This window comes from Aeromonas finlandensis (assembly GCF_000764645.1).
Taxonomy (GTDB): Bacteria; Pseudomonadota; Gammaproteobacteria; order Enterobacterales; family Aeromonadaceae; genus Aeromonas; species Aeromonas finlandensis.
The window spans coordinates 64,633-87,488 of record NZ_JRGK01000026.1 but is presented as its reverse complement, the minus strand read 5'-3'; the positions used below and the strand labels follow the sequence as shown (position 1 = coordinate 87,488).

General features: G+C 54.8%; 25 protein-coding genes. 22 read left to right on the top strand and 3 right to left on the bottom strand.

Annotation, left to right across the window (positions count from 1 at the left end):
• Window positions 1-55: 55 nt before the first annotated feature.
• The 4 genes from nhaA to LD28_RS0102830 are packed head-to-tail and all read left to right on the top strand — an operon-like array spanning window position 56 to window position 2,923.
• On the top strand, window positions 56-1,246 hold the full coding sequence (nhaA, locus tag LD28_RS0102845; RefSeq protein ID WP_005348917.1) for a Na+/H+ antiporter NhaA: 1,191 nt from the start codon (window positions 56-58) through the stop codon (window positions 1,244-1,246).
• Window positions 1,243-1,650, top strand: coding sequence for a Rossmann-fold NAD(P)-binding domain-containing protein (locus LD28_RS0102840; RefSeq protein WP_033135507.1), 408 nt, complete (start codon window positions 1,243-1,245; stop codon window positions 1,648-1,650). The genes nhaA and LD28_RS0102840 overlap by 4 nt, the downstream gene beginning before the upstream one ends.
• Entirely contained in the window at window positions 1,637-2,569 is a 933-nt protein-coding gene (nhaR, locus tag LD28_RS0102835; protein WP_005340434.1) for a transcriptional activator NhaR, read from the top strand. The genes LD28_RS0102840 and nhaR overlap by 14 nt, the downstream gene beginning before the upstream one ends.
• A 51-nt stretch (window positions 2,570-2,620) precedes the next feature.
• Window positions 2,621-2,923 (top strand): ArsR/SmtB family transcription factor, encoded by a 303-nt coding sequence (locus tag LD28_RS0102830; RefSeq protein ID WP_033135506.1) that lies wholly within the window; start codon window positions 2,621-2,623, stop codon window positions 2,921-2,923.
• Window positions 2,924-2,972: 49 nt separating this feature from the next.
• On the opposite strand, the gene rpsT is transcribed toward LD28_RS0102830, so the two are convergent.
• A complete protein-coding gene (rpsT, locus tag LD28_RS0102825) occupies window positions 2,973-3,236 on the bottom strand; it encodes a 30S ribosomal protein S20 (protein ID WP_005308808.1) in 264 nt (87 codons plus the stop codon).
• Between the two features lie 191 nt (window positions 3,237-3,427).
• On the opposite strand from rpsT, the gene murJ reads away from it, so the two are divergent.
• The 12 genes from murJ (at window position 3,428) to tapY2 (ending at window position 17,241) form a co-directional block, all read left to right on the top strand.
• Window positions 3,428-4,993 (top strand): murein biosynthesis integral membrane protein MurJ, encoded by a 1,566-nt coding sequence (gene murJ, locus LD28_RS0102820; RefSeq protein WP_033135505.1) that lies wholly within the window; start codon window positions 3,428-3,430, stop codon window positions 4,991-4,993.
• Between the two features lie 147 nt (window positions 4,994-5,140).
• Complete coding sequence (gene ribF / locus LD28_RS0102815) at window positions 5,141-6,115, top strand: bifunctional riboflavin kinase/FAD synthetase (protein ID WP_019445579.1); 975 nt, start codon at window positions 5,141-5,143, stop codon at window positions 6,113-6,115.
• Complete coding sequence (ileS, locus tag LD28_RS0102810; protein WP_033135504.1) at window positions 6,115-8,976, top strand: isoleucine--tRNA ligase; 2,862 nt, start codon at window positions 6,115-6,117, stop codon at window positions 8,974-8,976. The genes ribF and ileS overlap by 1 nt, the downstream gene beginning before the upstream one ends.
• Window positions 8,976-9,473: a signal peptidase II gene (gene lspA / locus LD28_RS0102805; protein ID WP_033135503.1), complete on the top strand. Its 498-nt coding sequence runs from the start codon at window positions 8,976-8,978 to the stop codon at window positions 9,471-9,473. Before ileS ends, lspA begins: the two co-directional genes overlap by 1 nt.
• Window positions 9,470-9,922: an FKBP-type peptidyl-prolyl cis-trans isomerase gene (gene fkpB, locus LD28_RS0102800; protein WP_033135502.1), complete on the top strand. Its 453-nt coding sequence runs from the start codon at window positions 9,470-9,472 to the stop codon at window positions 9,920-9,922. The genes lspA and fkpB overlap by 4 nt, the downstream gene beginning before the upstream one ends.
• Window positions 9,922-10,857, top strand: a complete 936-nt coding sequence (gene ispH, locus LD28_RS0102795; RefSeq protein WP_033135501.1) for a 4-hydroxy-3-methylbut-2-enyl diphosphate reductase — start codon at window positions 9,922-9,924, stop codon at window positions 10,855-10,857. The genes fkpB and ispH overlap by 1 nt, the downstream gene beginning before the upstream one ends.
• A gap of 110 nt (window positions 10,858-10,967) precedes the next feature.
• Window positions 10,968-11,375 carry a type IVa pilus pseudopilin TppA gene (gene tppA, locus LD28_RS0102790; protein WP_033135500.1) on the top strand — a complete coding sequence of 136 codons (408 nt, stop codon included), beginning with the start codon at window positions 10,968-10,970 and terminating at the stop codon, window positions 11,373-11,375.
• Window positions 11,376-11,377: 2 nt separating this feature from the next.
• The gene (gene pilV / locus LD28_RS0102785; RefSeq protein ID WP_033135499.1) at window positions 11,378-11,947 is read left to right on the top strand and encodes a type IV pilus modification protein PilV; all 570 of its coding nucleotides are present in this window, start codon (window positions 11,378-11,380) and stop codon (window positions 11,945-11,947) included.
• Entirely contained in the window at window positions 11,944-12,942 is a 999-nt protein-coding gene (locus tag LD28_RS22080) for a PilW family protein (RefSeq protein ID WP_081959401.1), read from the top strand. The genes pilV and LD28_RS22080 overlap by 4 nt, the downstream gene beginning before the upstream one ends.
• Complete coding sequence (locus LD28_RS0102780; protein WP_033135498.1) at window positions 12,939-13,361, top strand: pilus assembly PilX family protein; 423 nt, start codon at window positions 12,939-12,941, stop codon at window positions 13,359-13,361. The genes LD28_RS22080 and LD28_RS0102780 overlap by 4 nt, the downstream gene beginning before the upstream one ends.
• 11 nt (window positions 13,362-13,372) lie before the next feature.
• Window positions 13,373-16,969 (top strand): pilus assembly protein, encoded by a 3,597-nt coding sequence (locus LD28_RS0102775; protein ID WP_033135497.1) that lies wholly within the window; start codon window positions 13,373-13,375, stop codon window positions 16,967-16,969.
• Window positions 16,966-17,241 carry a type IVa secretion system protein TapY2 gene (gene tapY2, locus LD28_RS0102770; protein WP_033135496.1) on the top strand — a complete coding sequence of 92 codons (276 nt, stop codon included), beginning with the start codon at window positions 16,966-16,968 and terminating at the stop codon, window positions 17,239-17,241. Before LD28_RS0102775 ends, tapY2 begins: the two co-directional genes overlap by 4 nt.
• Window positions 17,242-17,249: 8 nt before the next feature.
• Here tapY2 and tppE read toward each other — a convergent pair whose 3' ends face one another.
• Window positions 17,250-17,747 (bottom strand): type IVa pilus pseudopilin TppE, encoded by a 498-nt coding sequence (tppE, locus tag LD28_RS0102765; RefSeq protein ID WP_033135495.1) that lies wholly within the window; start codon window positions 17,745-17,747, stop codon window positions 17,250-17,252.
• A gap of 147 nt (window positions 17,748-17,894) precedes the next feature.
• On the opposite strand from tppE, the gene LD28_RS0102760 reads away from it, so the two are divergent.
• The 5 genes from LD28_RS0102760 (at window position 17,895) to LD28_RS23335 (ending at window position 21,403) form a co-directional block, all read left to right on the top strand.
• Window positions 17,895-19,517, top strand: a complete 1,623-nt coding sequence (locus LD28_RS0102760) for an NAD+ synthase (protein ID WP_033135494.1) — start codon at window positions 17,895-17,897, stop codon at window positions 19,515-19,517.
• Window positions 19,518-19,526: 9 nt separating this feature from the next.
• Window positions 19,527-19,865, top strand: a complete 339-nt coding sequence (gene glnB / locus LD28_RS0102755; protein WP_005308848.1) for a nitrogen regulatory protein P-II — start codon at window positions 19,527-19,529, stop codon at window positions 19,863-19,865.
• A gap of 59 nt (window positions 19,866-19,924) precedes the next feature.
• The gene (locus LD28_RS0102750; RefSeq protein ID WP_277619813.1) at window positions 19,925-20,518 is read left to right on the top strand and encodes a transglycosylase SLT domain-containing protein; all 594 of its coding nucleotides are present in this window, start codon (window positions 19,925-19,927) and stop codon (window positions 20,516-20,518) included.
• A gap of 18 nt (window positions 20,519-20,536) precedes the next feature.
• Window positions 20,537-21,046, top strand: coding sequence for an S-ribosylhomocysteine lyase (gene luxS, locus LD28_RS0102745; protein WP_033135492.1), 510 nt, complete (start codon window positions 20,537-20,539; stop codon window positions 21,044-21,046).
• A 177-nt stretch (window positions 21,047-21,223) separates the two neighbouring features.
• The gene (locus LD28_RS23335; protein ID WP_081959399.1) at window positions 21,224-21,403 is read left to right on the top strand and encodes a DUF5363 family protein; all 180 of its coding nucleotides are present in this window, start codon (window positions 21,224-21,226) and stop codon (window positions 21,401-21,403) included.
• On the opposite strand, the gene LD28_RS0102740 is transcribed toward LD28_RS23335, so the two are convergent.
• Window positions 21,372-21,992, bottom strand: a complete 621-nt coding sequence (locus tag LD28_RS0102740) for a type II secretion system protein (RefSeq protein WP_033135491.1) — start codon at window positions 21,990-21,992, stop codon at window positions 21,372-21,374. The two genes, LD28_RS23335 and LD28_RS0102740, sit on opposite strands and share 32 nt — an antisense overlap.
• Window positions 21,993-22,033: 41 nt before the next feature.
• Between LD28_RS0102740 and LD28_RS0102735 the strand changes: the two genes are divergently transcribed.
• Complete coding sequence (locus LD28_RS0102735; protein WP_033135490.1) at window positions 22,034-22,804, top strand: TatD family hydrolase; 771 nt, start codon at window positions 22,034-22,036, stop codon at window positions 22,802-22,804.
• Window positions 22,805-22,856 lie beyond the last annotated feature (52 nt).

The following is a 22,856-nucleotide window of genomic DNA, read 5'->3' as shown; positions in this document are numbered from 1 at the left end:
TTGGTTGTTGCAGGATATAGACTCAAATCAAAGCAATACGGTGGAAAATTTAACCATGAGTGACGTAATCAAAAAGTTCCTGAAGCTGGAGGCTGCCTCCGGAATTATTCTGATCATGGCGGCCATGCTGGCAATGATTTTAGCCAATACAGCGCTGGCTGGCGGGTATCAGGCGTTTCTCGACACGCCGGTGCAGGTGCGCATCGCGGCTCTCGACATCAACAAGCCGCTGCTGCTCTGGATCAACGATGGCTTCATGGCGATCTTCTTCCTGCTGGTTGGTCTGGAAGTGAAGCGTGAAATGCTGGAAGGGGCGCTATCCACCCGGGTTCAGGCGACCTTCCCGGCTATTGCGGCGGTGGGCGGCATGCTGGCTCCGGCGTTGATCTATGCCTTTTTCAACTATTCGGATGAAGTAGCGCGCGCTGGCTGGGCCATTCCGGCTGCGACCGATATCGCCTTTGCCCTCGGGGTGATGGCGCTGCTCGGCAAGCGGGTGCCGGTGAGCCTCAAGGTATTCCTGCTGGCGCTGGCCATCATGGATGACCTGGGCGTCATCATCATCATCGCGCTCTTCTATACCCAGCAGTTGTCGCTGGAGGCGCTGGCCATCGGTATTCTGGCAACCCTCACCCTGCTTTGGATGAATCGCCGTGGTGAGGACAGGATCAGCCTCTACATGCTGGTCGGTCTGGTGCTCTGGGTGGCGGTGCTGAAGTCTGGCGTTCATGCGACTCTGGCGGGTGTGGTGGTGGGCTTTATGGTTCCGCTTAACGGCAAGCGTTACGCTTCGCCGCTCAAGTATCTGGAGCATCAGCTGCACCCCTGGAGTGCCTATCTGATCCTGCCGCTGTTTGCCTTTGCCAACGCAGGGGTATCGCTGGAGGGGATTGGTCTCTCCTCCCTGCTGAGTCCGGTACCGATGGGGATCATGCTGGGGCTGTTTATCGGCAAGCCGCTCGGGGTGTTCACCATCAGCTGGCTGTCGGTCAAGCTGGGTATCGCCCAGTTGCCGCCCGGGGTCAACTTCAAGCAGATTTTTGCGGTCAGCATCCTCTGTGGCATCGGGTTTACCATGTCGATGTTTATCGCGTCGCTCGCCTTCGAGCACGGTGGGCTGGATTACGGCAGCTACTCGCGCCTCGGGATTCTGGTGGGGTCCACCATGGCGGCGGTAGTCGGCTATCTGGCCTTGCGCATGGCCCTTCCCAAGGGTGAAGGGGAACAGAGTACGGAGGGACTATGAAGCTACATACAGGGTTGTTGATGCTGTTGCTGAGCCCCGCGGCCTGGGCCGGCGGGCTGGAGGATTGCAAGCAGGACGCCACCTCGGCGAACTGCTCTGCCTATCTGAACGGGGTGGTAGACAGCGCCCTGCTGCTGGGGGACAAGCAGGCCAAGGCGCGATTTGGCGAGACCTTCTCCGAGCGGGCGCTGAGTAGTCGGGCTGGCGAGATGGTCAAGCACTCCAACAAGCGTTATTGCGCTGATCGGATGCCGGACAAGGCACGCCTCAAGGCCAGCCTGATGGAGCAGTTTGGCGCGAACAAGGTTGACTCGGTCAGCGACATGTATGACATTCTGGCGGTTGAACTCAGCTGCTACCGGAGTCCGCGCACAGCGGGAACCCCATCGGATGTCACACCTTAACTACAACCATCTCTACTATTTTTGGATGACTCAGAAGAAGGGCTCCGTTACCCAGGCAGCGGAAGCCCTTTTTTTGACCCCGCAAACGGTCACCGGTCAGATCAAGCTGCTGGAACAGCGCCTCGGTGGCAAGCTGCTCAAACGCAAGGGGCGCTCCCTTGAGGCGACCGAGCTGGGCCAGCTGGTGTTTCGCTATGCCGACAAGATGTTCAGCCTCTCCTACGAGATGCTCGATATTGTCAACTATCGCAAGGAGAGCCAGATCCTGTTCGACGTCGGCATCGCCGATGCCCTCTCCAAGCGCCTTGCCAGCCGCGTGCTGCTCTCCGTCATCCCCAATGATGGCTCCATCCACCTGCGTTGCTTCGAATCGACCCACGAGCTGCTGCTGGAGCAGCTGAGCGAACATAAGCTCGATATGATCCTCTCCGACTGTCCGGTGGACTCCAGCCAGCACGCAGGGCTGCTCTCCAAGCGGCTGGGCGGCTGTGGTGTCAGCTTCTTCTGCAAGGCGCCGCTGCCCGAAAAGCCTTTCCCTGCCTGTCTGGAGGAGCGCAAGCTGCTGATCCCCGGTCGCCGTACCGCCATGGGGCGTCAGCTGACCCAGTGGTTCGAGCAGCAGGGGGTCTCCCCCAGCATTCTTGGCGAGTTTGATGATGCCGCTTTGATGAAGGCGTTTGGCTTCTTCAATCAGGGGATCTTCATGGCTCCCACCATCTATCGGGAGGAGATCCTCGAGGGGGAGGGGGTGATGCTGATCGGGGAGACCCAGGATCTGATGGAGGAGTATTACGTCATCTTCGCCGAGCGGATGATCCAGCATCCGGCGGTGAAGCGGGTCTGCGAGAGCGATTTTACCTTTCTCTTTTCCGGGCAGGAGAACTTCTCCGCCATCCAGCCTGCCACCCTGTCGTTTTAAAACGACCCGTCACCACGTATCATCAACGATGAGTGGCAGAGGAGAGATGTGATGCAACTTGAAGAGATGGAAGCCAATGCGAGTAAAGCGGTGGCCTTGCTCAAGGCGCTGGCCAACGAACGGCGACTGTTTATTCTGTGCCAGTTGCTGGAGCGGGAGCTGTCGGTGGGGGAGCTCAACGAGCGATTGGGATTGAGTCAGTCGGCCTTGTCACAGCATCTGGCGCTGCTGCGGCGGGATGAGCTGGTGACGACGCGCAAAGAGGCCCAGACGGTCTACTATTCGCTGCGCAGCCATGAGGTGCGTGAAATGATCAGTTTGCTGCATCGACTTTATTGCAGCGCAAATAAATAAAAAACCGGCACTAAGGCCGGTTTTTTCAGCTTTTATCAGCAGACGCTGATTAAGCCATAGCTTTGATCTGGGCAGACAGGCGGCTCTTGTGACGAGCAGCTTTGTTCTTGTGGATCAGGCCTTTGGTCGCCATACGATCCATGATCGGCTGAGCAACAGCGAAAGCGGCAGTCGCGGCAGCTTTGTCGCCAGAGGCGATAGCAGCGATGACTTTCTTCAGGTAAGTACGGGTCATGGAACGACGGCTGGCGTTGTGCTGACGGCGTTTTTCTGACTGAAGAGCGCGCTTCTTAGCAGATTTGATGTTAGCCAAGGTAAAACTCCTAAAACTGTCTTAGCGAGTGTATTGAAAAGGCCCGGAAATATGCCCTTCCAACCACATATTGTCAAATGATTTGTGCAAATAAACACCGCCTCCCGGTGGTGTGTCGGTAGGGAGACGGTTAAACTGTCGGCCGATTCTAGCAGCATTCTTTTCATTCTGACAGTTCCAGAGGCCTCGTCTTGAGTAAGAAATTGATCAAATCCGGCATGATAGTGTCCGGAATGACGCTGGCATCCCGCGTAATGGGCTTGGTTCGCGATGTGGTCATCGCCAATCTGCTCGGTGCCGGGGTGGCCGCCGACGTCTTCTTTTTTGCCAATCGCATTCCCAACTTTCTGCGTCGCCTGTTCGCCGAAGGGGCCTTCAACCAGGCCTTTGTTCCCGTGATGACGGAGTACAAGAAAAATGGCGACGAGGGGGACGTGCGTGAATTGCTGGCTGCTGTGGCGGGTACGCTGGGGGGGATAGTGACTGTTGTCACCCTGCTCGGGGTGCTGGGGTCGGGTGTGCTGACCGCGCTGTTTGGCTGGGGTTGGTTCTGGGACTGGCTGCATGGTGGGCCGGCGGCCGAAAAGTTCGAGATGGCGAGCCTGATGCTCAAAATCACCTTCCCTTACCTCTGGTTCATTACCTTTACCGCCATGGCGGGGGCCATTCTCAACACCTTTGGCCGTTTCGGGGTCTCCTCCTTTACGCCGATCTTCCTCAATATCACCATGATCGCCGCCGCCTGGTGGATCTCGCCCTGGCTGGACGATCCCGAACTGGCGCTGGCCATCGGTGTATTCCTTGGTGGTCTGGTACAGTTCCTGTTCCAGTTCCCGTTCCTGCGTCAGATCAACATGCTGGTGTGGCCCAAGTGGGGTTGGCACCATCCGGGGGTGGTGAAGATCCGCACCCTGATGATCCCGGCGCTGTTCGGGGTATCGGTTAGCCAGATCAACCTGTTGGTCAACACCATGCTGGCCTCGTTTCTGGCGACTGGCGCCATCAGCTATCTCTACTACTCGGATCGCCTGCTGGAGTTCCCGCTAGGCATGTTCGGCGTCGCCATCAGTACCGTCATTCTGCCGGCATTGGCCAAGAAGCACGTGGATGCCGATCCGGTCGACTTCTCCCGCACCATGGACTGGGGCGTTCGGATGGTGATGCTGCTCGGCCTGCCCGCCATGGTGGGGATCGCCGTACTGCGTGAGCCCATCCTGCGGGTGCTGTTTATGCGCGGCGAGTTCGGTATGCATGAGGTGACCATGTCAAGCGCCAGCTTGCTGGCATCCACTACCGGTCTGCTGTCGCTGATGCTGATCAAGGTGCTGGCGCCCGGTTACTATGCCCGTCAGGACACCAAGACGCCGGTGCGGATAGGGATGATCTCTATGGCCGCCAACATGGTCTGCAACCTCCTCTTCATCTACCCGCTCGGTTACGTGGGGTTGGCGCTCTCGACCGCCTGTTCGGGCACGCTGAACGCAGCACTGCTGTTCAAGGGACTCCATGAGCAGAGCGTTTATCGGCCTTCCCGCCATACCGGGGTATTTTGCCTCAAGTTGCTGACAGCGAGTCTGCTGATGGGGGGCGTACTCCTCTACCTATCGCCAGATCTGACCCAATGGGGCGCATGGAGCATGGGTAAGGCGAGCATGCAGCTGACCATGTTGCTGGTGCTGGGGGGGGCCATTTATGCCGGTGTTCTGCTGGCACTTGGGATCCGGCCAAGAGATCTGAGAGCTGGCCGTGAAGATTGATCTCTGTTGAGGAGACGAGCTCTGCAGCCCCAATCCGAATGGCATTTCGGCCCTGAGAACTGAAATCGGGGCCGCAACAGGGCTGACCCTGCCTGCTGCCTGTTATATAATCCGCCGATTTCCATGGCAGCAACGCACAAGGCACTGATGGAGCTTATTCGCGGCATTCACAATCTCAAGCCCCGTCACCGGGGATGTGTATTGACCATTGGCAACTTTGATGGGGTTCATCAGGGTCACCATGCGGTATTGGCACGTCTCAAGGAGAAAGCGGCCCAGCTGGGATTGCCCGCCTGCGTCATGCTGTTTGAACCTCAGCCGCTGGAGTTGTTTGCCGGCACGGCGGCGCCCGCCCGGCTGAGCCGGTTGCGGGAGAAGTACGAAGCGCTGCAGGGGCTGCATATCGATCGCATGCTCTGCGTGCGCTTCAGCCACCGCTTTGCCGAGCAAGCGGCCTCGACCTTCATCGAGCAACTGCTGGTGGAGAAGCTCGGGGTGCGCTATCTGGTGGTCGGCGACGATTTTCGCTTCGGCAAGGGGCGGGAAGGGGACTTCCACCTGCTGGAGGAGGCGGGCCATCGCTTCGGTTTCGAGGTGATCAGTACCCAGAGCTTCCAGCTCGAACGGCAGCGGGTCAGCAGCACCCTGGTGCGTGAAGCTCTCAAGGCGGGCCGGATGGCGGAGGTGGAGCTGATGCTTGGTCGCCCCTATACCATCAGCGGTCGGGTGGCCCACGGCGACAAGCTGGGGCGCACCATAGGTTTTCCCACCGCCAATCTGGCCCTCAAGCGCCAGGTGATCCCGGTCGGTGGCGTGTTTGCGGTGGAAGTGATATGTTCCGGCAAGACCTTCCCCGGTGTAGCCAATGTGGGTGTACGGCCGACCTTGAGCGGGACACAAGCCAGATTGGAAGTACATCTGTTTGATTTTTCTGGTGATCTATATGGTCAGCAGGTCAAGGTGCTGCTTCGCCACAAGCTGCGCGAAGAGCAGAAGTTTGCCTCTTTCACTGCCTTGAAAGAGCAGATCGAACGAGATGCCCTGGCGGCCCGAGCCTGGTTCGGGCTGCCACAATTCAATTTACCCAGCACTCTTTTAGAAAAGAAGGGAACCCAGGACTGATGAGCGACTATAAACACACCCTGAATCTTCCGGAAACCGAGTTTCCGATGCGTGGCGATCTGGCCAAGCGCGAACCCAACATGCTGAAACGTTGGTACGATCAGGATCTCTACGGCGCTATTCGCCGCGCCAAAGCGGGCAAGCCTTCTTTCATTCTGCATGATGGCCCCCCCTATGCGAACGGCAACATTCACATCGGTCACTCGGTCAACAAGATCCTCAAAGACATCATCATCAAGTCCAAGGGCCTCTCTGGTTTCGATTCCCCCTATGTGCCGGGTTGGGATTGCCACGGTCTGCCTATCGAGCTGAAAGTGGAAGGCATGGTCGGCAAGCCGGGCGAGAAGGTCTCCGCTGCCGAATTCCGCGCCGAGTGCCGCAAATACGCCAAAACCCAGATCGAAGCACAGAAGACCGACTTCATCCGTCTGGGTGTGCTGGGTGACTGGGAACACCCCTACCTGACCATGGATTTTGGCACCGAAGCCAACATCATCCGCTCCATGGCCAAGATCGTTGAAAACGGCCACCTGCACAAAGGTTCCAAGCCTGTGCACTGGTGTACCGATTGTGGCTCCGCGCTGGCTGAAGCCGAAGTGGAGTACTACGACAAGAACTCCCCCTCCATCGACGTGCGCTTCAAGGCCGTTGACGAGGCGACCGTTGCCGCCAAGTTTGATTGTGCCGAAGGCCACACCGGCAAGGGGCCTATCTCTGCGGTGATCTGGACCACTACCCCGTGGACCTTGCCAGCCAACCGTGGCATCGCCATGCACGCCGACCTCGACTATGCGCTGGTGCAGGTTGAAGGCGAGCACCCCGAGCGTCTGATCCTGGCCGCCGAGCTGGTCAAAGACGTGATGGATCGCGCCGGTATCGAGCAGTTCCACAACCTCGGTTACGCCAAGGGTGCGGCACTCGAGCTGCTGCGCTTCAACCACCCCTTCTACAGCTTCGACGTGCCGGTGGTACTGGGTGACCACGTCACCCTGGATGCCGGTACCGGCGCCGTACACACAGCACCTGGCCACGGTCAGGAAGACTTTGTGGTCGGTCAGAAGTACGGTCTGGAAGTGGCCAACCCGGTTGGCAGCAACGGTGTGTACCTGCCGGATACTGAACTGTTTGCCGGCCAGCATGTGTTCAAGGCCAACTCCTCTGTGGTCGAGGTGCTGACCGAGCGTGGCGCTCTGCTGCATCACAAGGTGTTCAACCACTCCTACCCGCACTGCTGGCGTCACAAGACCCCGATCATCTTCCGTGCTACCCCGCAGTGGTTCATCAGCATGGAACAGAAGGGTCTGCGCAAGCGCGCGCTGGAAGAGATCGAGCGCATCGAGCAAGACGGTATCAAACAGCACGGCCAGAGCGGCTGGGTACCGGCCTGGGGTAAAAACCGTATTCAGGCGATGGTCGAGAACCGTCCTGACTGGTGTATCTCCCGTCAGCGCACCTGGGGTGTGCCTATCTCCCTGTTCGTCCACAAAGAGACTCAGGCGCTGCACCCGGAATCCGTGCGCCTCATGCACGAAGTGGCCAAGCGGGTCGAACAGTCCGGCATCCAGGCCTGGTGGGATCTGGACAAGGCTGAGCTGCTTGGCAGCGATGCCGACATGTACGACAAGGTACCTGACACCCTGGACGTCTGGTTCGACTCAGGTTCAACCCACTCCTCTGTTGTCGATGCCCGTCCCGAGTTCAATGGCAACCCGGCCGACATGTATCTGGAAGGCTCTGACCAGCATCGTGGCTGGTTCATGTCCTCCCTGATGATCGGCGTGGCGATGAAAGACAAGGCTCCGTACAACCAGGTGCTGACTCATGGCTTCACCGTGGATGGTCAGGGCCGCAAGATGTCCAAGTCCATCGGCAACGTGGTCAGCCCGCAGGACGTGATGAACAAGCTGGGTGCTGACATCCTGCGTCTGTGGGTAGCGAGCACTGACTACACCGGCGAGATGACGGTCTCCGACGAGATCCTCAAGCGCTCTGCCGATGCTTATCGCCGTATCCGCAACACTGCCCGCTTCCTGCTGGCCAACCTGAACGGCTTCAATCCGGCGACCGATATGGTTGCGCCTGCCGACATGGTAGTGGTGGATCGCTGGGCTGTGGGTCGTGCCAAAGCGGTACAGGCCGAGATCATGACGGCGTTCGACGAGTACAACTTCCACGGTGTGACCCAGAAGCTGATGCAGTTCTGCTCCATCGAGATGGGCTCCTTCTATCTGGATGTCATCAAGGATCGCCAGTACACCGCTAAGGCTGACAGCCTGGCCCGTCGCTCCTGCCAGACTGCGCTCTATCACATCGCCGAAGCCATGGTGCGCTGGATGGCGCCGATCATGAGCTTCACCGCCGACGAGATCTGGGCACTGCTGCCGGGTGAGCGAGGTGAGTTCGTCTTCACCGAAGAGTGGTACGACGGCCTGTTCGGGCTGGAAGCGGGTGAAACCCTCAACGACGATTTCTGGGCCGAGATCCTCACCGTGCGCGGTGAAGTGAACAAGGCACTGGAAGTGGCTCGTGGCGAGAAGCGTATCGGTGGTTCCCTGCAGGCAGAACTGACCCTGTTCGCCAAGCCGGAGCTGGCCGCTCGTCTGAACGCCCTGGCCGATGAGCTGCGCTTCGTGCTGCTCACCTCCAAGGCCAAGGTGGTGGTGGCGGACACTGCTCCGGAAGGTTCTGTGGCGACCGAGCGTGATGACTTGTGGCTGAGCGTGGCTCAGTCTGCTGCCGCCAAGTGCGACCGCTGCTGGCACCACGTGGAAGACGTGGGCACCATCGCGGGTCACGAAGAGATCTGTGGCCGTTGTGTCACCAACGTCGAGGGTGACGGCGAAACGCGTCAATTTGCCTGATGAACATGACTCAACATAAAAGCGGCCTGCATTGGCTGTGGCTGGCGGTGCTGGCCTTTGTACTGGACCAGGCGAGCAAGCTCGCCGTGGTCAAGTTGCTGCCATTTGGTTACCCGGGGGTGGAGATCACCCCCTTCTTCAATCTGGTTCACGTCTACAACAAGGGCGCAGCCTTCAGCTTTCTGGCTGATCAGGGGGGCTGGCAGCGCTGGTTCTTCGCACTGCTCGCTTTTGCCATTTGTGGATTGCTGATCCACTGGCTGCGCAAGCAGTCGGTGACCCAGCGTTGGAGCGGTATCGCCTATTCGCTCATCATCGGCGGCGCCCTTGGCAACGTCTTTGATCGACTGGTGCTGGGCCATGTGGTCGATTTCCTCGACTTCTACTGGCAGCGAGCTCACTGGCCAGCGTTCAATCTGGCCGACAGCTTTATCTTTATCGGGGCCGCCATGATTGTGCTGGACGGTTTCCGTGGTGAGAAAAAGGGGCAGGCATGAGCCAGCAGATCACCGCTAACAGCAGCGTGCTGTTCCACTTCACCATCAAACTGGAAGATGGTTCGGTTGCCGATAGCACTGCGCTGCACGGCAAACCGGCCCGCCTGCGGATGGGCGATGGTAGCTTGACCCCCACCTTCGAGCAGTGCCTGCTGGGTTTGCTCGAGGGAGAGAGCAAGAGCTTCACGCTGGCGCCGGAGCAGGCGTTCGGCCTCTCCAATCCCGACAACATCTACCATCTGGACAGAGCCAAGTTTGGCGCCGATGTGGAGCCAAAAGTCGGCACCATCATCCTGTTCGATCAACCCAACGGCAGCGAGCTGCCGGGGATCATTCGGGCGGTAGCCGGGATGTCGGTGACGGTCGATTTCAACCACCCGCTGGCCGGTCATACCGTCACCTTCGAGGTGGAGATCCTGGGCGTTGATGATGAGGAGAAGGTGCACTAATGGATATTCTGCTCGCTAACCCTCGCGGTTTTTGCGCTGGAGTTGATCGCGCCATCAGCATTGTCGAGAGCGCGCTGGAGAAGTTCGGTGCTCCCATCTATGTCCGCCACGAAGTGGTGCATAACCGCTATGTGGTGAACAAGCTGAAGGATGCGGGGGCGGTGTTCGTCGAGGAGCTCGATGAGGTGCCGGATGACAGCATCGTCATCTTCTCCGCCCACGGTGTGGCCAAGACGGTGCGCGAGATGGCCAAGTCCCGCGCCCTCAAGGTATTCGATGCCACCTGCCCGCTGGTGACCAAGGTGCACATGGAGGTCCATCGCGCCAGCCGCAAGGGCTCCGAGGCTGTGCTCATCGGGCACGCCGGCCACCCCGAGGTGATCGGGACCATGGGACAGTACGAGAATCGCGAAGGCGGCATGTATCTGGTGGAGACACCGGAAGATGTGGCCAAGCTCAAGGTGAAGAATCCGGATGACCTCTGCTTCGTCACCCAGACCACCCTGAGCGTGGATGAGACTTCTGACGTGATCGATGCGCTGCGCAAACACTTTCCCAAGATCCAGGGGCCGCGCAAGGATGACATCTGCTACGCCACCCAGAACCGTCAGGATGCGGTGCGGGAGATGGCGGGGCTGGTGGACGCCATGCTGGTGGTGGGGTCACGCAACTCTTCCAACTCCAACCGTCTGCGCGAGCTGGCCGAGAAGGTGGGGGCCAGAGCCTATCTTATCGACGATGCATCGATGATCGAGGCGAGCTGGCTGGATGGGGTCAAAGCTATCGGCGTTACTGCCGGTGCCTCTGCCCCCGAGGTGCTGGTGCAATCCGTCATCACTCGCCTGCGCGAGCTGGGCGGCAAGGTGGTAGCCGAGCATCCTGGTCGTGAAGAGAACGTAGTCTTTGAGGTTCCTCCCGAACTTAGAATAATTTGAGTGCAGCCAGGAAGGCTTAAGAATAAAGTGTGTTGATAATGACGCCGGGTTTGTTCTAGAGACAGGCTCGGCGTTAAACTTATAGAGCAGTCAGTCACCAAGGATGGGATATGATTGGATACTTTCGTGGTTTTTCTCTTGTTGAGCTGATGATTGTCGTCGCCATCGTGGCGATTCTCGGCACCATCGCTTACCCCGCCTATCAGCAATATGTGCTGACCAGTCATCGTGTTGACGCAAAAAAAATGTTGCTTGATGCTGCCAATCGGCAGGAAACCTATTTTATGGATTTCAACCGGTATGCCTCTTCAGCAGCAGCACTCAATATTTCAGAGAATTCAGACTCAGGTTTTTATCATCTGGTGATCTCTGCAGCCAATACGACCTATACCTTGTCGGCTACCGCTTCCGGGGCGCAAGGCTCCGATAGAGACTGTATTGTTTTCTCTGTTGATCAAAATGGCACCAAGAGTGCAAAAAATATCAGCAATGCAACCAACAATGATTGCTGGAATTAGTCATGAAACGCTCTACATGCTCTTCCATATCGACCGGTTTCAGCCTGCTTGAGGTGATGATAGCTGCCGTGGTGCTTTCGTTTGGTTTGCTGGGATTGGTCGCCATGCAGGCACAATCAAAGTTTTCCGGCTATGAGGCCAGGCAGCGTACTATCGCGAGCTGGTTGGCAAACGACATGGTCGAACGGATCAAGGTCAATCGGGCTATTTGGGAGTTGCAGGCAAACAATACCTGGATAGTCAGTGCCGGAACATCCTCGTTGCCATCTTGTGCCAATGCAAATGGCACCATGAGTGGGTGTAACGATGCGAATATGCTGGCGCTGGATCTCTATTACTGGCGTCAATCCTTATTGGGCAGTTCGGCATCGGGAGCTGGCACCACCTTGCAGAATCCAACTGGTTGCATCATCAAGGGGGCGAGTAATGCGCTAACCGTTGCTATTTTCTGGGCGGGACGAAAGGACTCTCATGATGGCTCGAGCGCACTAACATCAACTACAACGAATTCGTGTGGTATATCTGGGGTCGATTTGACGAGGCGTCAGTACGTACTGACGACCACGCTATGAAACAACGTGGCTTCACCTTGATTGAATGGCTTATTGCCATGGTTATAGGGGTATTTCTACTCGGTGGAGTGCTGAGTATTTTTGTGGCTTCGCGTAGCACTTCTGAGGACTCGTTTGACCAGAGTGAACTGCAAGAGAATGGCCGCTTGGCAATGCGCCTGATTGCACAAGATCTCAAATGGGCCGGGTTTTGGGGCGATTACACCGGTATGCCGATGCAACTAAATGTCGGGGTGACGGCAACGACCGGGGCGGTTGTTACATCGGCCAAAGATTGTTTGGATGAGCGGGGTGAGGGGAGCCTACCCTCTACTTCGGCACCACTTCGTGGTCTATGGGCTGTTAATGTTGATAGCAATAAGTTAACTACTGGTAATGCATTCAGCTGTATTGCATCGGCAAACAGAGTTGCGAATTCAGATATTATTAGCATCAAGCGGTTGATGGGTTTCCCCTTGGCAGACAGTGCACTCTCTGCAAACCGATTTTATATGGCAACAACACCTCAGTCAGCTATTATATTTCGTGGCAATGAAACTCCTCCTACTAATACAGCGATGCCAAATAGACAGTTATGGGAGTATCAGCACTATATCTATCATATTGCTGATAATAATGGTGTGCCAGAATTACATAAGCGAATGCTGACTGCCAATGATGGTTCATGGGATATTTCTGGTGCGCTTGCACAAGGTATAGAAAAAATAACATTGCTATATGGTGTAGATACCAGCCCGGTTCAGGATGGCCGAATAGATAAATATGTGGCAATCAATTCTGTTGCAAGTAATGAATGGAATGAAGGTCGTGTAATCGCGGCCCGCCTATTTATTCTTGTTCGCTCATTACAGGCATCTAATAAATATGTAAATAACAATACCTATCAGGTCGGAAATATTCAGGTGCCAAGTAATGGTGATGGTTTTCGTCGCTTGCTCTTGGAAACGTCAATCGCGTTGAGAAACCCGGCTGCTGTTGCCGGAGGTGGAAAATGAGAAGAACTAGAGGCGTGGCGTTAATAGTGGCGTTGGTCATTCTGGTGCCACTTACCTTGATTGCTGTTGTGATGATGCAGTCCAGTGGGGTTGATCTCAAAATGGCGGGGGCTGCTGCAAGCTTGCAGCAAGCCGAACATCGAGTCGAAGGAATGATTGAGAGCGCATTATTGCAAGCAGGCCTGTCTAGCAAGATTGCGACTATGGGAGCCAGCTCTGCAATCTCTGTTAATGGTAACACGGTAAATATGGAGCGGCGTGGTGAAAGTGTCTGCAAGCGTAAAGTGGATGCCAGTAGCCAGAATGTTATCCCCTCTTGCCGTTATGTCGAGATGCAGGCTGGGGGAACATACGGCAAGAATAGCCGGGCAATGACTTGGACTGCAGGGGTGGAACAGCCCCTGTTAAAGGCGGAATAGGAGCATAGGATATGCATAAACATGGACGTGCCCTGCTGCTTTGCGGTGCAATTGCAGCCATGCCGGTGTTGGCGAATAGTAGTTATTCTGATGATACCGAGTTGTTTATTTATGACTTCTCTAAGGCTGGTGATTTTAGACCCAAGATTCTGGTGATTTTTGATAACTCAGGGAGTATGAGTGAGACAATGTATGTAGGGGAAGATTATGACCCTAAAAAAAAATATCCAGCGCTCACTAATGATCCTGGTATTGGTAATAATTATATCTATTTTTCTACGGATGGTACAGTTCCATCCATTACCAATAAAAAGAGATTTCAAGACAGTATTAATGCCTGCGCATCGTCCAAGACACCATTATCTACTGTTGGCTATTTTCAGTCTCAAGTGTGGAGCTATCGTCACTCCAGTTATTCAGGAGGCCAACCAAGGCAAGGTGTATGGGAGTCTGTTTCTGGCCGTACCGAGGCTGATTTTTCATTGATAGATTGCAAACAGGATATTCTTGCCAAGAACACCAATAATCCTTATTCGGGGCCGGAATTGATGGTGGAAAGTATGCCCAGTGGTTATCCTGTCAACAAGACATCAAATGGCAGTGGATTATGGTATTATACAACCGACATTAGAGCAGTAGCGGCAGGAAGCAATATTTCGGTGACTTTATATACTGCCAACTATATTCGCTGGTATTATGGCCCGACTAGCCCAAAACTCAAGTCTCGGCTACAAGTGGCAAAAGATGCAGTGAAGGGGCTGATATCTTCAACACCTGGTGTAGACTTTGGCTTGGCGGTATATAACTATAATGACAGTGATGGTTCGAAAAGTGGTGGGCGTATCGTCCGTCGAATTCTGAGTAACGATACCGATATGGGTAATGGTGTTACGGCGGAAAAAAATATATTGTCGACCATAGACAGCTTGGGGGCAGAAACCAATACACCATTGTGTGAAACGCTCTATGAGGCATATCGTTTTTTTGGTGGTCAAAAAGTTTATTTTGGAGATGATGACGATTCACGTACACCAACCCGAGATAAATTGGCTGAATATCCTGTCGATACATATAAAGCGCCTTATGATAAATGCTCAAATAACGGTTATGTAATTTACATTACGGATGGTGAGCCGACACAAGATACAAATGCAAACTCGCTTGTTCAGGGGTTGATCAGCACCTTGAATGCGACTGAAAAGGCTGCGTATGGTACAACCGTTGGTTATGGTACTAGGGGCAGCACCAGTTATCTGGCTGCACTTGCTGGGTATATGAAGAACAAGGATGTGAATCCTGGTTCATCCGGTGTTCAGACTGTGACCACCTTTACTGTCGGGTTCGGAGATGATGCTGTTAGTGGTGCGGGTAACCTGTTAGCCGAAACGGCTCGTCGTGGGGGGGGGGTGTATTATCCCGCGACCAGTGCTGAGGCTTTGAGTCAGGCGTTGAAATCATCTTTACTGGCAATATTACGTATTAATACATCTCTGGTCTCTCCTGCTATTGCAACTAACAATTTTGACCGTACGCGTAGTCTTAACAATATTTACTATGCAATGTTTGAACCTGACACAGGACCTAGATGGAAAGGTAATTTGAAAAAGCTGGTGCTGTCAGACAAGGGCTACGTTGTCGACACAACCAATTTACCTGCTATAAAAAGTGATGGAACCATTCTGGAAAATGCTAAAACCTTCTGGTCATCAGAAGAAGATGGTAATAAAGTGGCAAAAGGTGGTGTCCAGGATATGCTCGCCGACAAAAGCAATCGTAAAATCTATCTAATCAATGACAAGGCATCCCCTAAGCGTCTTGATGATTTCAAGCTTAGCAACGCCCAGACCATGGCGGGAAGTGCCGAGGTGTTGAGCTCTATGATGCAATTATCTGACGTATCTGAACTGGATGAAATGTTCAGCTGGATTACAGGTTCCGATGTCGATAATGAAGATAATGACAGTAGCACGTCAATACGAAAATATATTCTTGGTGATCCACTGCACTCTAGGCCTCTTGTCGTTAACTATGGTTGTACTGTGGAGTCCGGTCAGTCTAGCTGTACACCTGATCTCAGGATCATTATGGGAACTAATGCCGGTTTTCTGCATATGTTCAAGGATCTCGGCAGTTCGGTGGATGAGACTTGGGCAATGATGCCTTATCCACTGTTGGCTAATCAGAAAGTCCTTCGAGGCAATGCTGAATCATCGACTCATGTGTTTGGTGTTGACTCATCACCTGTCGCACTTATCAAGGATGCTAACCAAAATGGTGTAATAAAATCCTTGGAGGGTGATTTTGTATGGATTTTCTTCGGGCTACGTGGCGGTGGGAAAAATTACTATGCCTTGGATATAACGAATCCGGATGCTCCTGCATTAAAGTGGTCTTTGACACCTGACACTACAGGATTTTCTCGACTAGGGCAGACATGGTCGGTGCCAGAGGTGGCGTTTATCCCGGGCGTTACAGACCCTGTGGTGATTTTTGCTGGTGGATATGATCTGAATAAAAGTGCTCTTGGACTTGGTGGTTCGGATGGGAGTGGTGCTGGTATCTATATAGTCAACGCCAGTACCGGAGAGTTAATTTATAGCGTGACGCCTGCAGCTACCAGCGCTACGAATTTACAAGTTAGTACAATGCTGGATAGCATGCCAGGCTCTGTCGCAACTCTAGATAGTGATGGTGATGGCAAGGTCGACCGCATTTATGCGGGGGATACTGGTGGGAATATATGGCGCATGGATTTGCCAAAGGCCCAAAAGGACAGTTGGAGCGTATTCAAATTTGCCAGCTTAGGTTCGGATTCAGTTCTGGGTGATGACAGACGGTTTTTCACGCAGCCAGTTCTGGTCAGAACCATTAATAAAGGCTGGGAGGTTAAAAATAGTCAGTACGTTTATAGCGAGCGTCCCTTTGATGCGGTTCTTATTGGTTCTGGTGATAGAAACCGCCCATCATCTGAGTCAGCGGTCAATAATGCCTATTTCATGTTGCGAGATTATCAAGTCGTTCCAAAATCATACCGTGTGGAGCCGCCACCGGCTGCCATTACGATAGACCAGCTTTATGATGTGACTACCGATCCGTTCCTAGGTAAAAACGATGAGCAGATATTGACGATTAAGAAAAATCTGACCAGCAAGCTGGGTTGGAAATATTGGCTGGAAGAGAATGGAGAGAAGTCGATGGGGGCGGGAGTGGTGTTGCAAGGCAAGCTCTACTTCACCTCTTTCTTGCCTCAGGTGCAGTCATTTGAGGAGTGCACTATCCAGTCGATCGGCGCAATGCGCCAATATATGGTTGATATGCATTATGGTACTTCGTTCCGTTACACGGTCGATCAGGCTGGTAATCAATCTCCGGAGCGCTATGTCGAGGTTAACAATAAGGTTGCCGATGATCTGGTTGTTCATGCCGGTGATGATGCCAAAATTCGCATCATAGGTGGTGCGCCGGGTGAAGAGGTGATTCTCAAGGATGAAGGGAATGGCCAGCCCAAACGTTGTACCGGTGCGGGTGAGTGTTCAGAGGGGGCCGATGAGGCAGAAATGGATATGACACCCAAGAAGATATACCTCTATGAGGATGAACCCCAATGAAAGTGATCTTACTGTTGACAGGCCTGCTGGGCGCTATCAGCGCCCATGCGCTTGAGGATAGAAAGTGCTACGTCGAGTTGGAAAATGGCGAGCATGTTATTTTGCAGGGAACCATTACGGATAGCCAAAAGCCGGAGGTTATCTTCAAGAAGAAGGGGTTTGAAATGGATGGGCAACTCTCCATGGTCAGAAGAGTGCTGGAGTGTCAGCCGAGTGCTCAACCATTCAATCTGGTTGCCGCTCAGAAGCAGGAGAGTCAACAGCCAAGATAACTTGGCAATCAGGGACAAATAGTCGTGGTATCTGTCCTGCTGCTGCGGCCGGAGACAGCAATGACCAGATCAATCTCCGGCTCCTCGCTGACACACACTTTGATGGTCATATTGGTACCCAGACTGGTGCCGTCTGGTGCAAACAAGACACGAGTTCTTGTTGAGCTGATGATGGCATCGGATGCAAATGCCGGAGTTCGTGCGAGCTCGGTTTCGCCGATGTCTAGCCTGGAGTTACTGTTGTCATCAGTAAATACAAGAAATTGGTTGGGATTGGTTGATACGCATTGGTCGTTGCTATTTATCAAACATGCCGTCACGGTTTGTTGATCGCTGATCGCCTGATTACGAGCAAAATGCAGATGTTTCATCAGTCGCTCGCTTTCATATTTGGCGGTGTTCTCTTTGAGCAAATCGCCGAGGGAGGGAATACCAATGCCAAGCAGTATGACCCCCAAAGCTATGGCGATCATCAGCTCTAATAAGGTAAATCCGTGTTGTTTCATAGTGGCCTGAGGCTTGTCGTTCCGTGACTATTTACAGCTTATCCTTCCCGTTGCTTGCTGTCACATGCAAACACCTGTCTTGAACTGGCAGATTGCCCCCCTTTTCTTTATCATTCCCCATCATTTTTGATTTTAAGATGCATCGCCATGGCAAAAGCCCTCTCTCTGATGCTTGCCCAGTTGAATCTGACGGTAGGCGCCATCGAAGATAACACTGACAAAGTGCTCGCTGCGGCTGCTCAAGCCGAACAGCAAGGCGCTGATCTGCTGGTCTGCTCCGAGCTGGCCCTGACCGGCTATCCACCGGAAGATCTGCTGCTGCGTGCCGATTTGATGATCCGGGTCGATGCCGCGCTGGCTCGCGTTGCCGCATGGCAGGGCAACTGTGCCATTTTGGTGGGGCATCCCTGGCGTGACGGGGAGGCGCTCTACAACGCAGCGTCCCTTTATGAGCAGGGCAAGCTGATTGCCCGTTACTTCAAGCAGGACTTGCCCAACTACGGGGTATTCGACGAGAAGCGCTACTTCACTGCTGCCGCTGAGACCTGCGTGGTACCGTTCCGTGGCCACCAGTTGGGGCTGCTCATCTGTGAAGACCTGTGGCAACCTGGTCCGGCGCTGGCCGCCAAGGCAGCAGGCGCCGAGCTGCTGCTCACCATCAATGCGTCGCCTTACGATCAGGAAAAACCCTGGATCCGCCGCGAGCTGATGACAGAGCGCTGTGATCAGACCGGCCTGCCACTGGTCTACCTCAATCAGGTATGCGGTCAGGATGAGCTGATTTTCGACGGCTGCTCCAAGGTGTTCAACAGCCAGGGCGAGTTGACCCACAAACTGGCACCGTTTGCTGAAGAGCTGGCGCTGGTGCGCTTTGCCGATGGTCAACCGGTGAAAGAGCGGGAACCTGCGGCGCCGCTGGCTCCGTTGGCCGAGACCTATCAGGCGCTGGTGCTGGCGGTGCGTGACTATGTCACCAAGAACGGCTTCCACGGGGCTGTACTGGGTCTCTCCGGCGGGATCGACTCGGCACTGACGCTGGCCATCGCGGCCGATGCCATCGGGGCCGACAAGGTGCAGGCGGTGATGATGCCGTTCCGCTACACCGCCCAGATGAGTGTCGAGGATGCCAAAGAGCAGGCCGAGCGGATGGGGGTTGAGTTCAATATCGTCTCCATTGAGCCGATGTTCGAAGGGTTTATGACCCAGCTGGCGCCGCTGTTTGAAGGTACCGCGCGCGATACCACCGAAGAGAACCTGCAGGCGCGCTGCCGCGGTGTGCTGTTGATGGCGCTCTCCAACAAACGTCGTCGCATCGTGCTGACCACTGGCAACAAGAGCGAAATGGCGGTCGGTTATGCCACTCTGTACGGAGACATGGCGGGCGGTTTCGACGTGCTGAAAGATGTGCCCAAGACGCTGGTCTTCAAATTGTGCGAATATCGCAACTCGGTCGACTATGTGATCCCGCAGCGGGTTATCGACCGTCCTCCTTCAGCGGAGCTGGCGCCGGATCAGGTGGATCAGGACAGCCTGCCTCCTTACGACATCCTCGATGCGATCCTTAAGCGCTACGTGGAAGAGGATGCCTCGGTTGCCGACATGGTGGCAGAGGGCTTCGAGGAGGCTGTGGTACGCAAGGTGATCCGGCTGGTGGATCTCAACGAATACAAGCGCCGTCAGGCGGCGGTCGGGCCCCGTATTACGGCTCGCAACTTTGGTAAGGATCGCCGTTACCCCATTACATCCGGGTTCGGCAAACAGAACTGGTAAGGAGTCACCATGAAGAAGATTGAAGCCATCATCAAACCGTTCAAGCTGGACGATGTGCGCGAGGCCCTGGCCGAGATCGGCATCAACGGCATGACTGTTTCCGAAGTCAAAGGCTTCGGCCGCCAGAAGGGCCATACCGAGCTCTATCGCGGCGCCGAATATATGGTCGACTTCCTGCCAAAAGTGAAGGTAGAACTGGTGGTGCAGGACGAGGATCTCGATGCTTGTCTGGAAGCGATCCAGAATACTGCCCGCACCGGCAAGATTGGTGATGGCAAGATCTTCGTCTGCGAGGTGGAGCGTGTCATTCGTATCCGTACCGGCGAAGAGAACGAAGACGCGATCTGACCTTGGCTATCTCTTTACCTGACCAGAGGCGCGAAGCGCGACCTCATTTGATGGGGTGGATGCGCGTTCTGGTGGGTGCCAGCATGTTGGCTAGCCTGACAGCCTGCAGTACCCGCCCACCGGCTCAGCCGGAGAATCTGTGCCAGATCTTTCGTGAGAAGCCGGAGTGGCACAAGGCTGCGCTCAAGATGAACGAGAAGTGGGGGACGCCGATCCATGTGGTGATGGCCATGATGTATCAGGAGTCCTCTTACGTACATGATGCCCAGCCGCCGATGCAGTATTTCCTCTTCATCCCGACCGGGCGGGCCAGTTCAGCTTATGGTTATGCTCAGGTCAAAGATGAAACCTGGGCTGATTACCAGCGGGAAACCGGCAACAGCTGGAGTGACCGCGATGACTTTGCCGACGCCATCGATTTTATGGGTTGGTACACTAACAAAGCCCAGCGGCTCAATGGCACCTCCAAGTGGGATGCCTATGGCCAGTACCTCAACTATCACGAAGGGTGGGGTGGCTACCGGCGTGGCAGCTATCGTAGCAAGGGGTGGTTGATGAAGACCTCTCGCAAGGTGGAAGCTCGCGCCCAGCGCTACGGCGCCCAGTACCGTCAATGCCAGGCTCAGCTCTCCCGTGGGGGTTGGTTCTGGTAACCAAATCAGGAGTCAGAAATGCCGTTATTGGACAGTTTTACCGTTGACCACACCCGTATGGAAGCGCCTGCGGTGCGTGTGGCCAAGACCATGCAGACCCCGAACAAGGACACCATTACCGTGTTCGACCTGCGTTTCTGCGTACCGAACCAGGAGATCCTCTCCGAGCGCGGTATCCATACGCTGGAGCACCTGTTTGCCGGGTTTATGCGTGATCATCTGAATGGCAACGGTGTGGAGATCATCGACATCTCCCCCATGGGTTGCCGTACCGGTTTCTACATGAGCCTGATTGGTGCGCCGGATGAAGCTCGTGTCGGCGCCGCCTGGCAGGCCGCCATGAGCGACGTGCTGACCGTGCAGGAGCAGGGCAAGATCCCCGAGCTGAACGAGTATCAGTGCGGTACCTACAGTATGCATTCGCTGGAAGAGGCCCATGCCATCGCTCGCCATGTGCTGGAGCGCGGCATCGGCGTTAACCACAACGACGAGCTGGCCCTGCCGGAAGAGAAGCTGAAGAGCCTGTGAGGCCGATGAGCTGTCGCTTATCGGATAATCTCTTCAGGGAATGTTAAAAGAGCCGGTCAGCCACGCTGACCGGCTCTTTTTTATCTCGCCCGATCACAATAATGGGGACTACTTGCTCCCCTTGCCGACTCTGATTAGGATGATTTTTGACCTGAATCTGTTGGCGGAGGTGTGACGATGAAAGGGGTATTGCTACGTTGGCTGGCCCGTTACGACGCGTGGTGCGAGGAGTGGGGGCTCACTCAGGAGAACCGGCGCTGCTGCACGCCGGTTCGTTATGATGAAGATCCAGCAAAAGAGCGAGCCTGCACAGAAGAGGCCAAGCTCAATCAAAATTGCGGGTCACGGCACCGGTAACACTGTTGTACTCAAAGCCGAGGCCGTTTTCATAATCTGAATTACTAGGGAAGCGGCCCACAGATTCTTGCAGAATATAACGGCAGTTTGAGTGTTCTAAACCACTTGGTTCAGTTTGGTCATCTGCAGGAATTAGCTTTGAGATATAAACTGTGTTTTCGTCCTTCTTGTCCTCATCAGCCACAGACTGATCAGTATCAAGTATTGCGGCGAAAAGAAGAGCGCAGTCATCCCTGCTGTTAACAGAGATCTCGTTGCTACCTCCACCTGTAGATGGTTCATCTATTCCTTGACCACCTTCTTCCGTGCCTACAGGCCAGCCATAGTGGTTGATATCCAGATCTTTGTTGCCCATCCCACTGAAGTTATACAGTGCGAGATTTTGCCCTTTCACTTTCACCGCCCAGCCAGCATGAGTCAGCTGTACTGCACTGGCAAAGCTGCCTGCGGTCGCCGAGACCGTGCTTTTCAGGGCATCATCCTTGATATTGATAAAGCGGGGCAGGGCGGTGACGGCCAGGATCCCCAGCACTATGATCACCAGCACCAGTTCAATCAGGGTAAAGCCGTTGTTTCTGTTGTTCATCATGTTCAATGACCCATTAAATACCGCAAACAGGTGTGAGTGATATGCAGCTGATAGATACCCATTGCCATCTCGACTTTCCGGTTTTCGACCAGGACCGGGAGGCGCTGCTAGCCCGTTGCCGAGCATTAGGGGTGACGGAGTATATCATTCCTGCCATCGCAGAGGATAACTGGACTCGTGTGATGGCACTGGCAGATCAGCATGCTGACCTCTTTTATGGTCTGGGTATTCATCCCTGGTATGCCGGTGAGCAGCGGGAAGGGGTGATGGAGCGCCTACGGACGTTGGTGATGAGCCAACCTGCCGGGCTGGTGGCCATTGGCGAGTGTGGGCTGGATCTGCGCTCTCACGTGCCGCAGGAGGGGCAGCTTGCGCTGTTTGAGGCTCAGATCCGGCTGGCATGCGAGGCCGGGTTACCCCTGATGATCCACTCGGTGCGTGCCAATGACTCGGTGGCCAAGGTCTTGCGCCGCTTCAAGCCGCCACGTGGCGGGGTGATCCACGCCTTCAGCGGTTCGCTGCAGCAGGCGAAGGCATTCTGGCAACTGGGCTTTCGCCTCGGGGTGGGTGGGGTGATCAGTTTTGAGCGAGCGAACAAAACCCGCGAGGTATTTCGGGCCATGCCGCTCGAGGCCCTGGTGCTGGAAACCGACTCGCCCGATATGCCGTTGCAGGGCGAGCAAGGAGCCAGAAATACCCCGGAATCATTACCAAAAATCGCGGCGCTATTCATGGCGTTTCGGGAAGAATCCTCAGAGCATGTTGCTAATATGTTGTCTGATAATGCTCGGCGTCTTTTCCATCACGGCTAATGTTGTAGAAACATTTTTGCAACATTTGAGCAAGCTGTAAGGAAAAAAAATG

Bases quoted from the DNA above. Each gene is read 5' to 3' on its own strand.
- nhaA (WP_005348917.1), top strand. From the start codon at position 56: ATGAGTGACGTAATCAAAAAGTTCCTGAAGCTGGAGGCTGCCTCCGGA.
- LD28_RS0102840 (WP_033135507.1), top strand. From the start codon at position 1,243: ATGAAGCTACATACAGGGTTGTTGATGCTGTTGCTGAGCCCCGCGGCC.
- nhaR (WP_005340434.1), top strand. From the start codon at position 1,637: ATGTCACACCTTAACTACAACCATCTCTACTATTTTTGGATGACTCAG.
- LD28_RS0102830 (WP_033135506.1), top strand. From the start codon at position 2,621: ATGCAACTTGAAGAGATGGAAGCCAATGCGAGTAAAGCGGTGGCCTTG.
- ribF (WP_019445579.1), top strand. From the start codon at position 5,141: ATGGAGCTTATTCGCGGCATTCACAATCTCAAGCCCCGTCACCGGGGA.
- ileS (WP_033135504.1), top strand. From the start codon at position 6,115: ATGAGCGACTATAAACACACCCTGAATCTTCCGGAAACCGAGTTTCCG.
- lspA (WP_033135503.1), top strand. From the start codon at position 8,976: ATGAACATGACTCAACATAAAAGCGGCCTGCATTGGCTGTGGCTGGCG.
- fkpB (WP_033135502.1), top strand. From the start codon at position 9,470: ATGAGCCAGCAGATCACCGCTAACAGCAGCGTGCTGTTCCACTTCACC.
- ispH (WP_033135501.1), top strand. From the start codon at position 9,922: ATGGATATTCTGCTCGCTAACCCTCGCGGTTTTTGCGCTGGAGTTGAT.
- tppA (WP_033135500.1), top strand. From the start codon at position 10,968: ATGATTGGATACTTTCGTGGTTTTTCTCTTGTTGAGCTGATGATTGTC.
- pilV (WP_033135499.1), top strand. From the start codon at position 11,378: ATGAAACGCTCTACATGCTCTTCCATATCGACCGGTTTCAGCCTGCTT.
- LD28_RS22080 (WP_081959401.1), top strand. From the start codon at position 11,944: ATGAAACAACGTGGCTTCACCTTGATTGAATGGCTTATTGCCATGGTT.
- LD28_RS0102780 (WP_033135498.1), top strand. From the start codon at position 12,939: ATGAGAAGAACTAGAGGCGTGGCGTTAATAGTGGCGTTGGTCATTCTG.
- LD28_RS0102775 (WP_033135497.1), top strand. From the start codon at position 13,373: ATGCATAAACATGGACGTGCCCTGCTGCTTTGCGGTGCAATTGCAGCC.
- tapY2 (WP_033135496.1), top strand. From the start codon at position 16,966: ATGAAAGTGATCTTACTGTTGACAGGCCTGCTGGGCGCTATCAGCGCC.
- tppE (WP_033135495.1), bottom strand. From the start codon at position 17,747: ATGAAACAACACGGATTTACCTTATTAGAGCTGATGATCGCCATAGCT.
- LD28_RS0102760 (WP_033135494.1), top strand. From the start codon at position 17,895: ATGGCAAAAGCCCTCTCTCTGATGCTTGCCCAGTTGAATCTGACGGTA.
- glnB (WP_005308848.1), top strand. From the start codon at position 19,527: ATGAAGAAGATTGAAGCCATCATCAAACCGTTCAAGCTGGACGATGTG.
- LD28_RS0102750 (WP_277619813.1), top strand. From the start codon at position 19,925: ATGCGCGTTCTGGTGGGTGCCAGCATGTTGGCTAGCCTGACAGCCTGC.
- luxS (WP_033135492.1), top strand. From the start codon at position 20,537: ATGCCGTTATTGGACAGTTTTACCGTTGACCACACCCGTATGGAAGCG.
- LD28_RS23335 (WP_081959399.1), top strand. From the start codon at position 21,224: ATGAAAGGGGTATTGCTACGTTGGCTGGCCCGTTACGACGCGTGGTGC.
- LD28_RS0102740 (WP_033135491.1), bottom strand. From the start codon at position 21,992: ATGATGAACAACAGAAACAACGGCTTTACCCTGATTGAACTGGTGCTG.
- LD28_RS0102735 (WP_033135490.1), top strand. From the start codon at position 22,034: ATGCAGCTGATAGATACCCATTGCCATCTCGACTTTCCGGTTTTCGAC.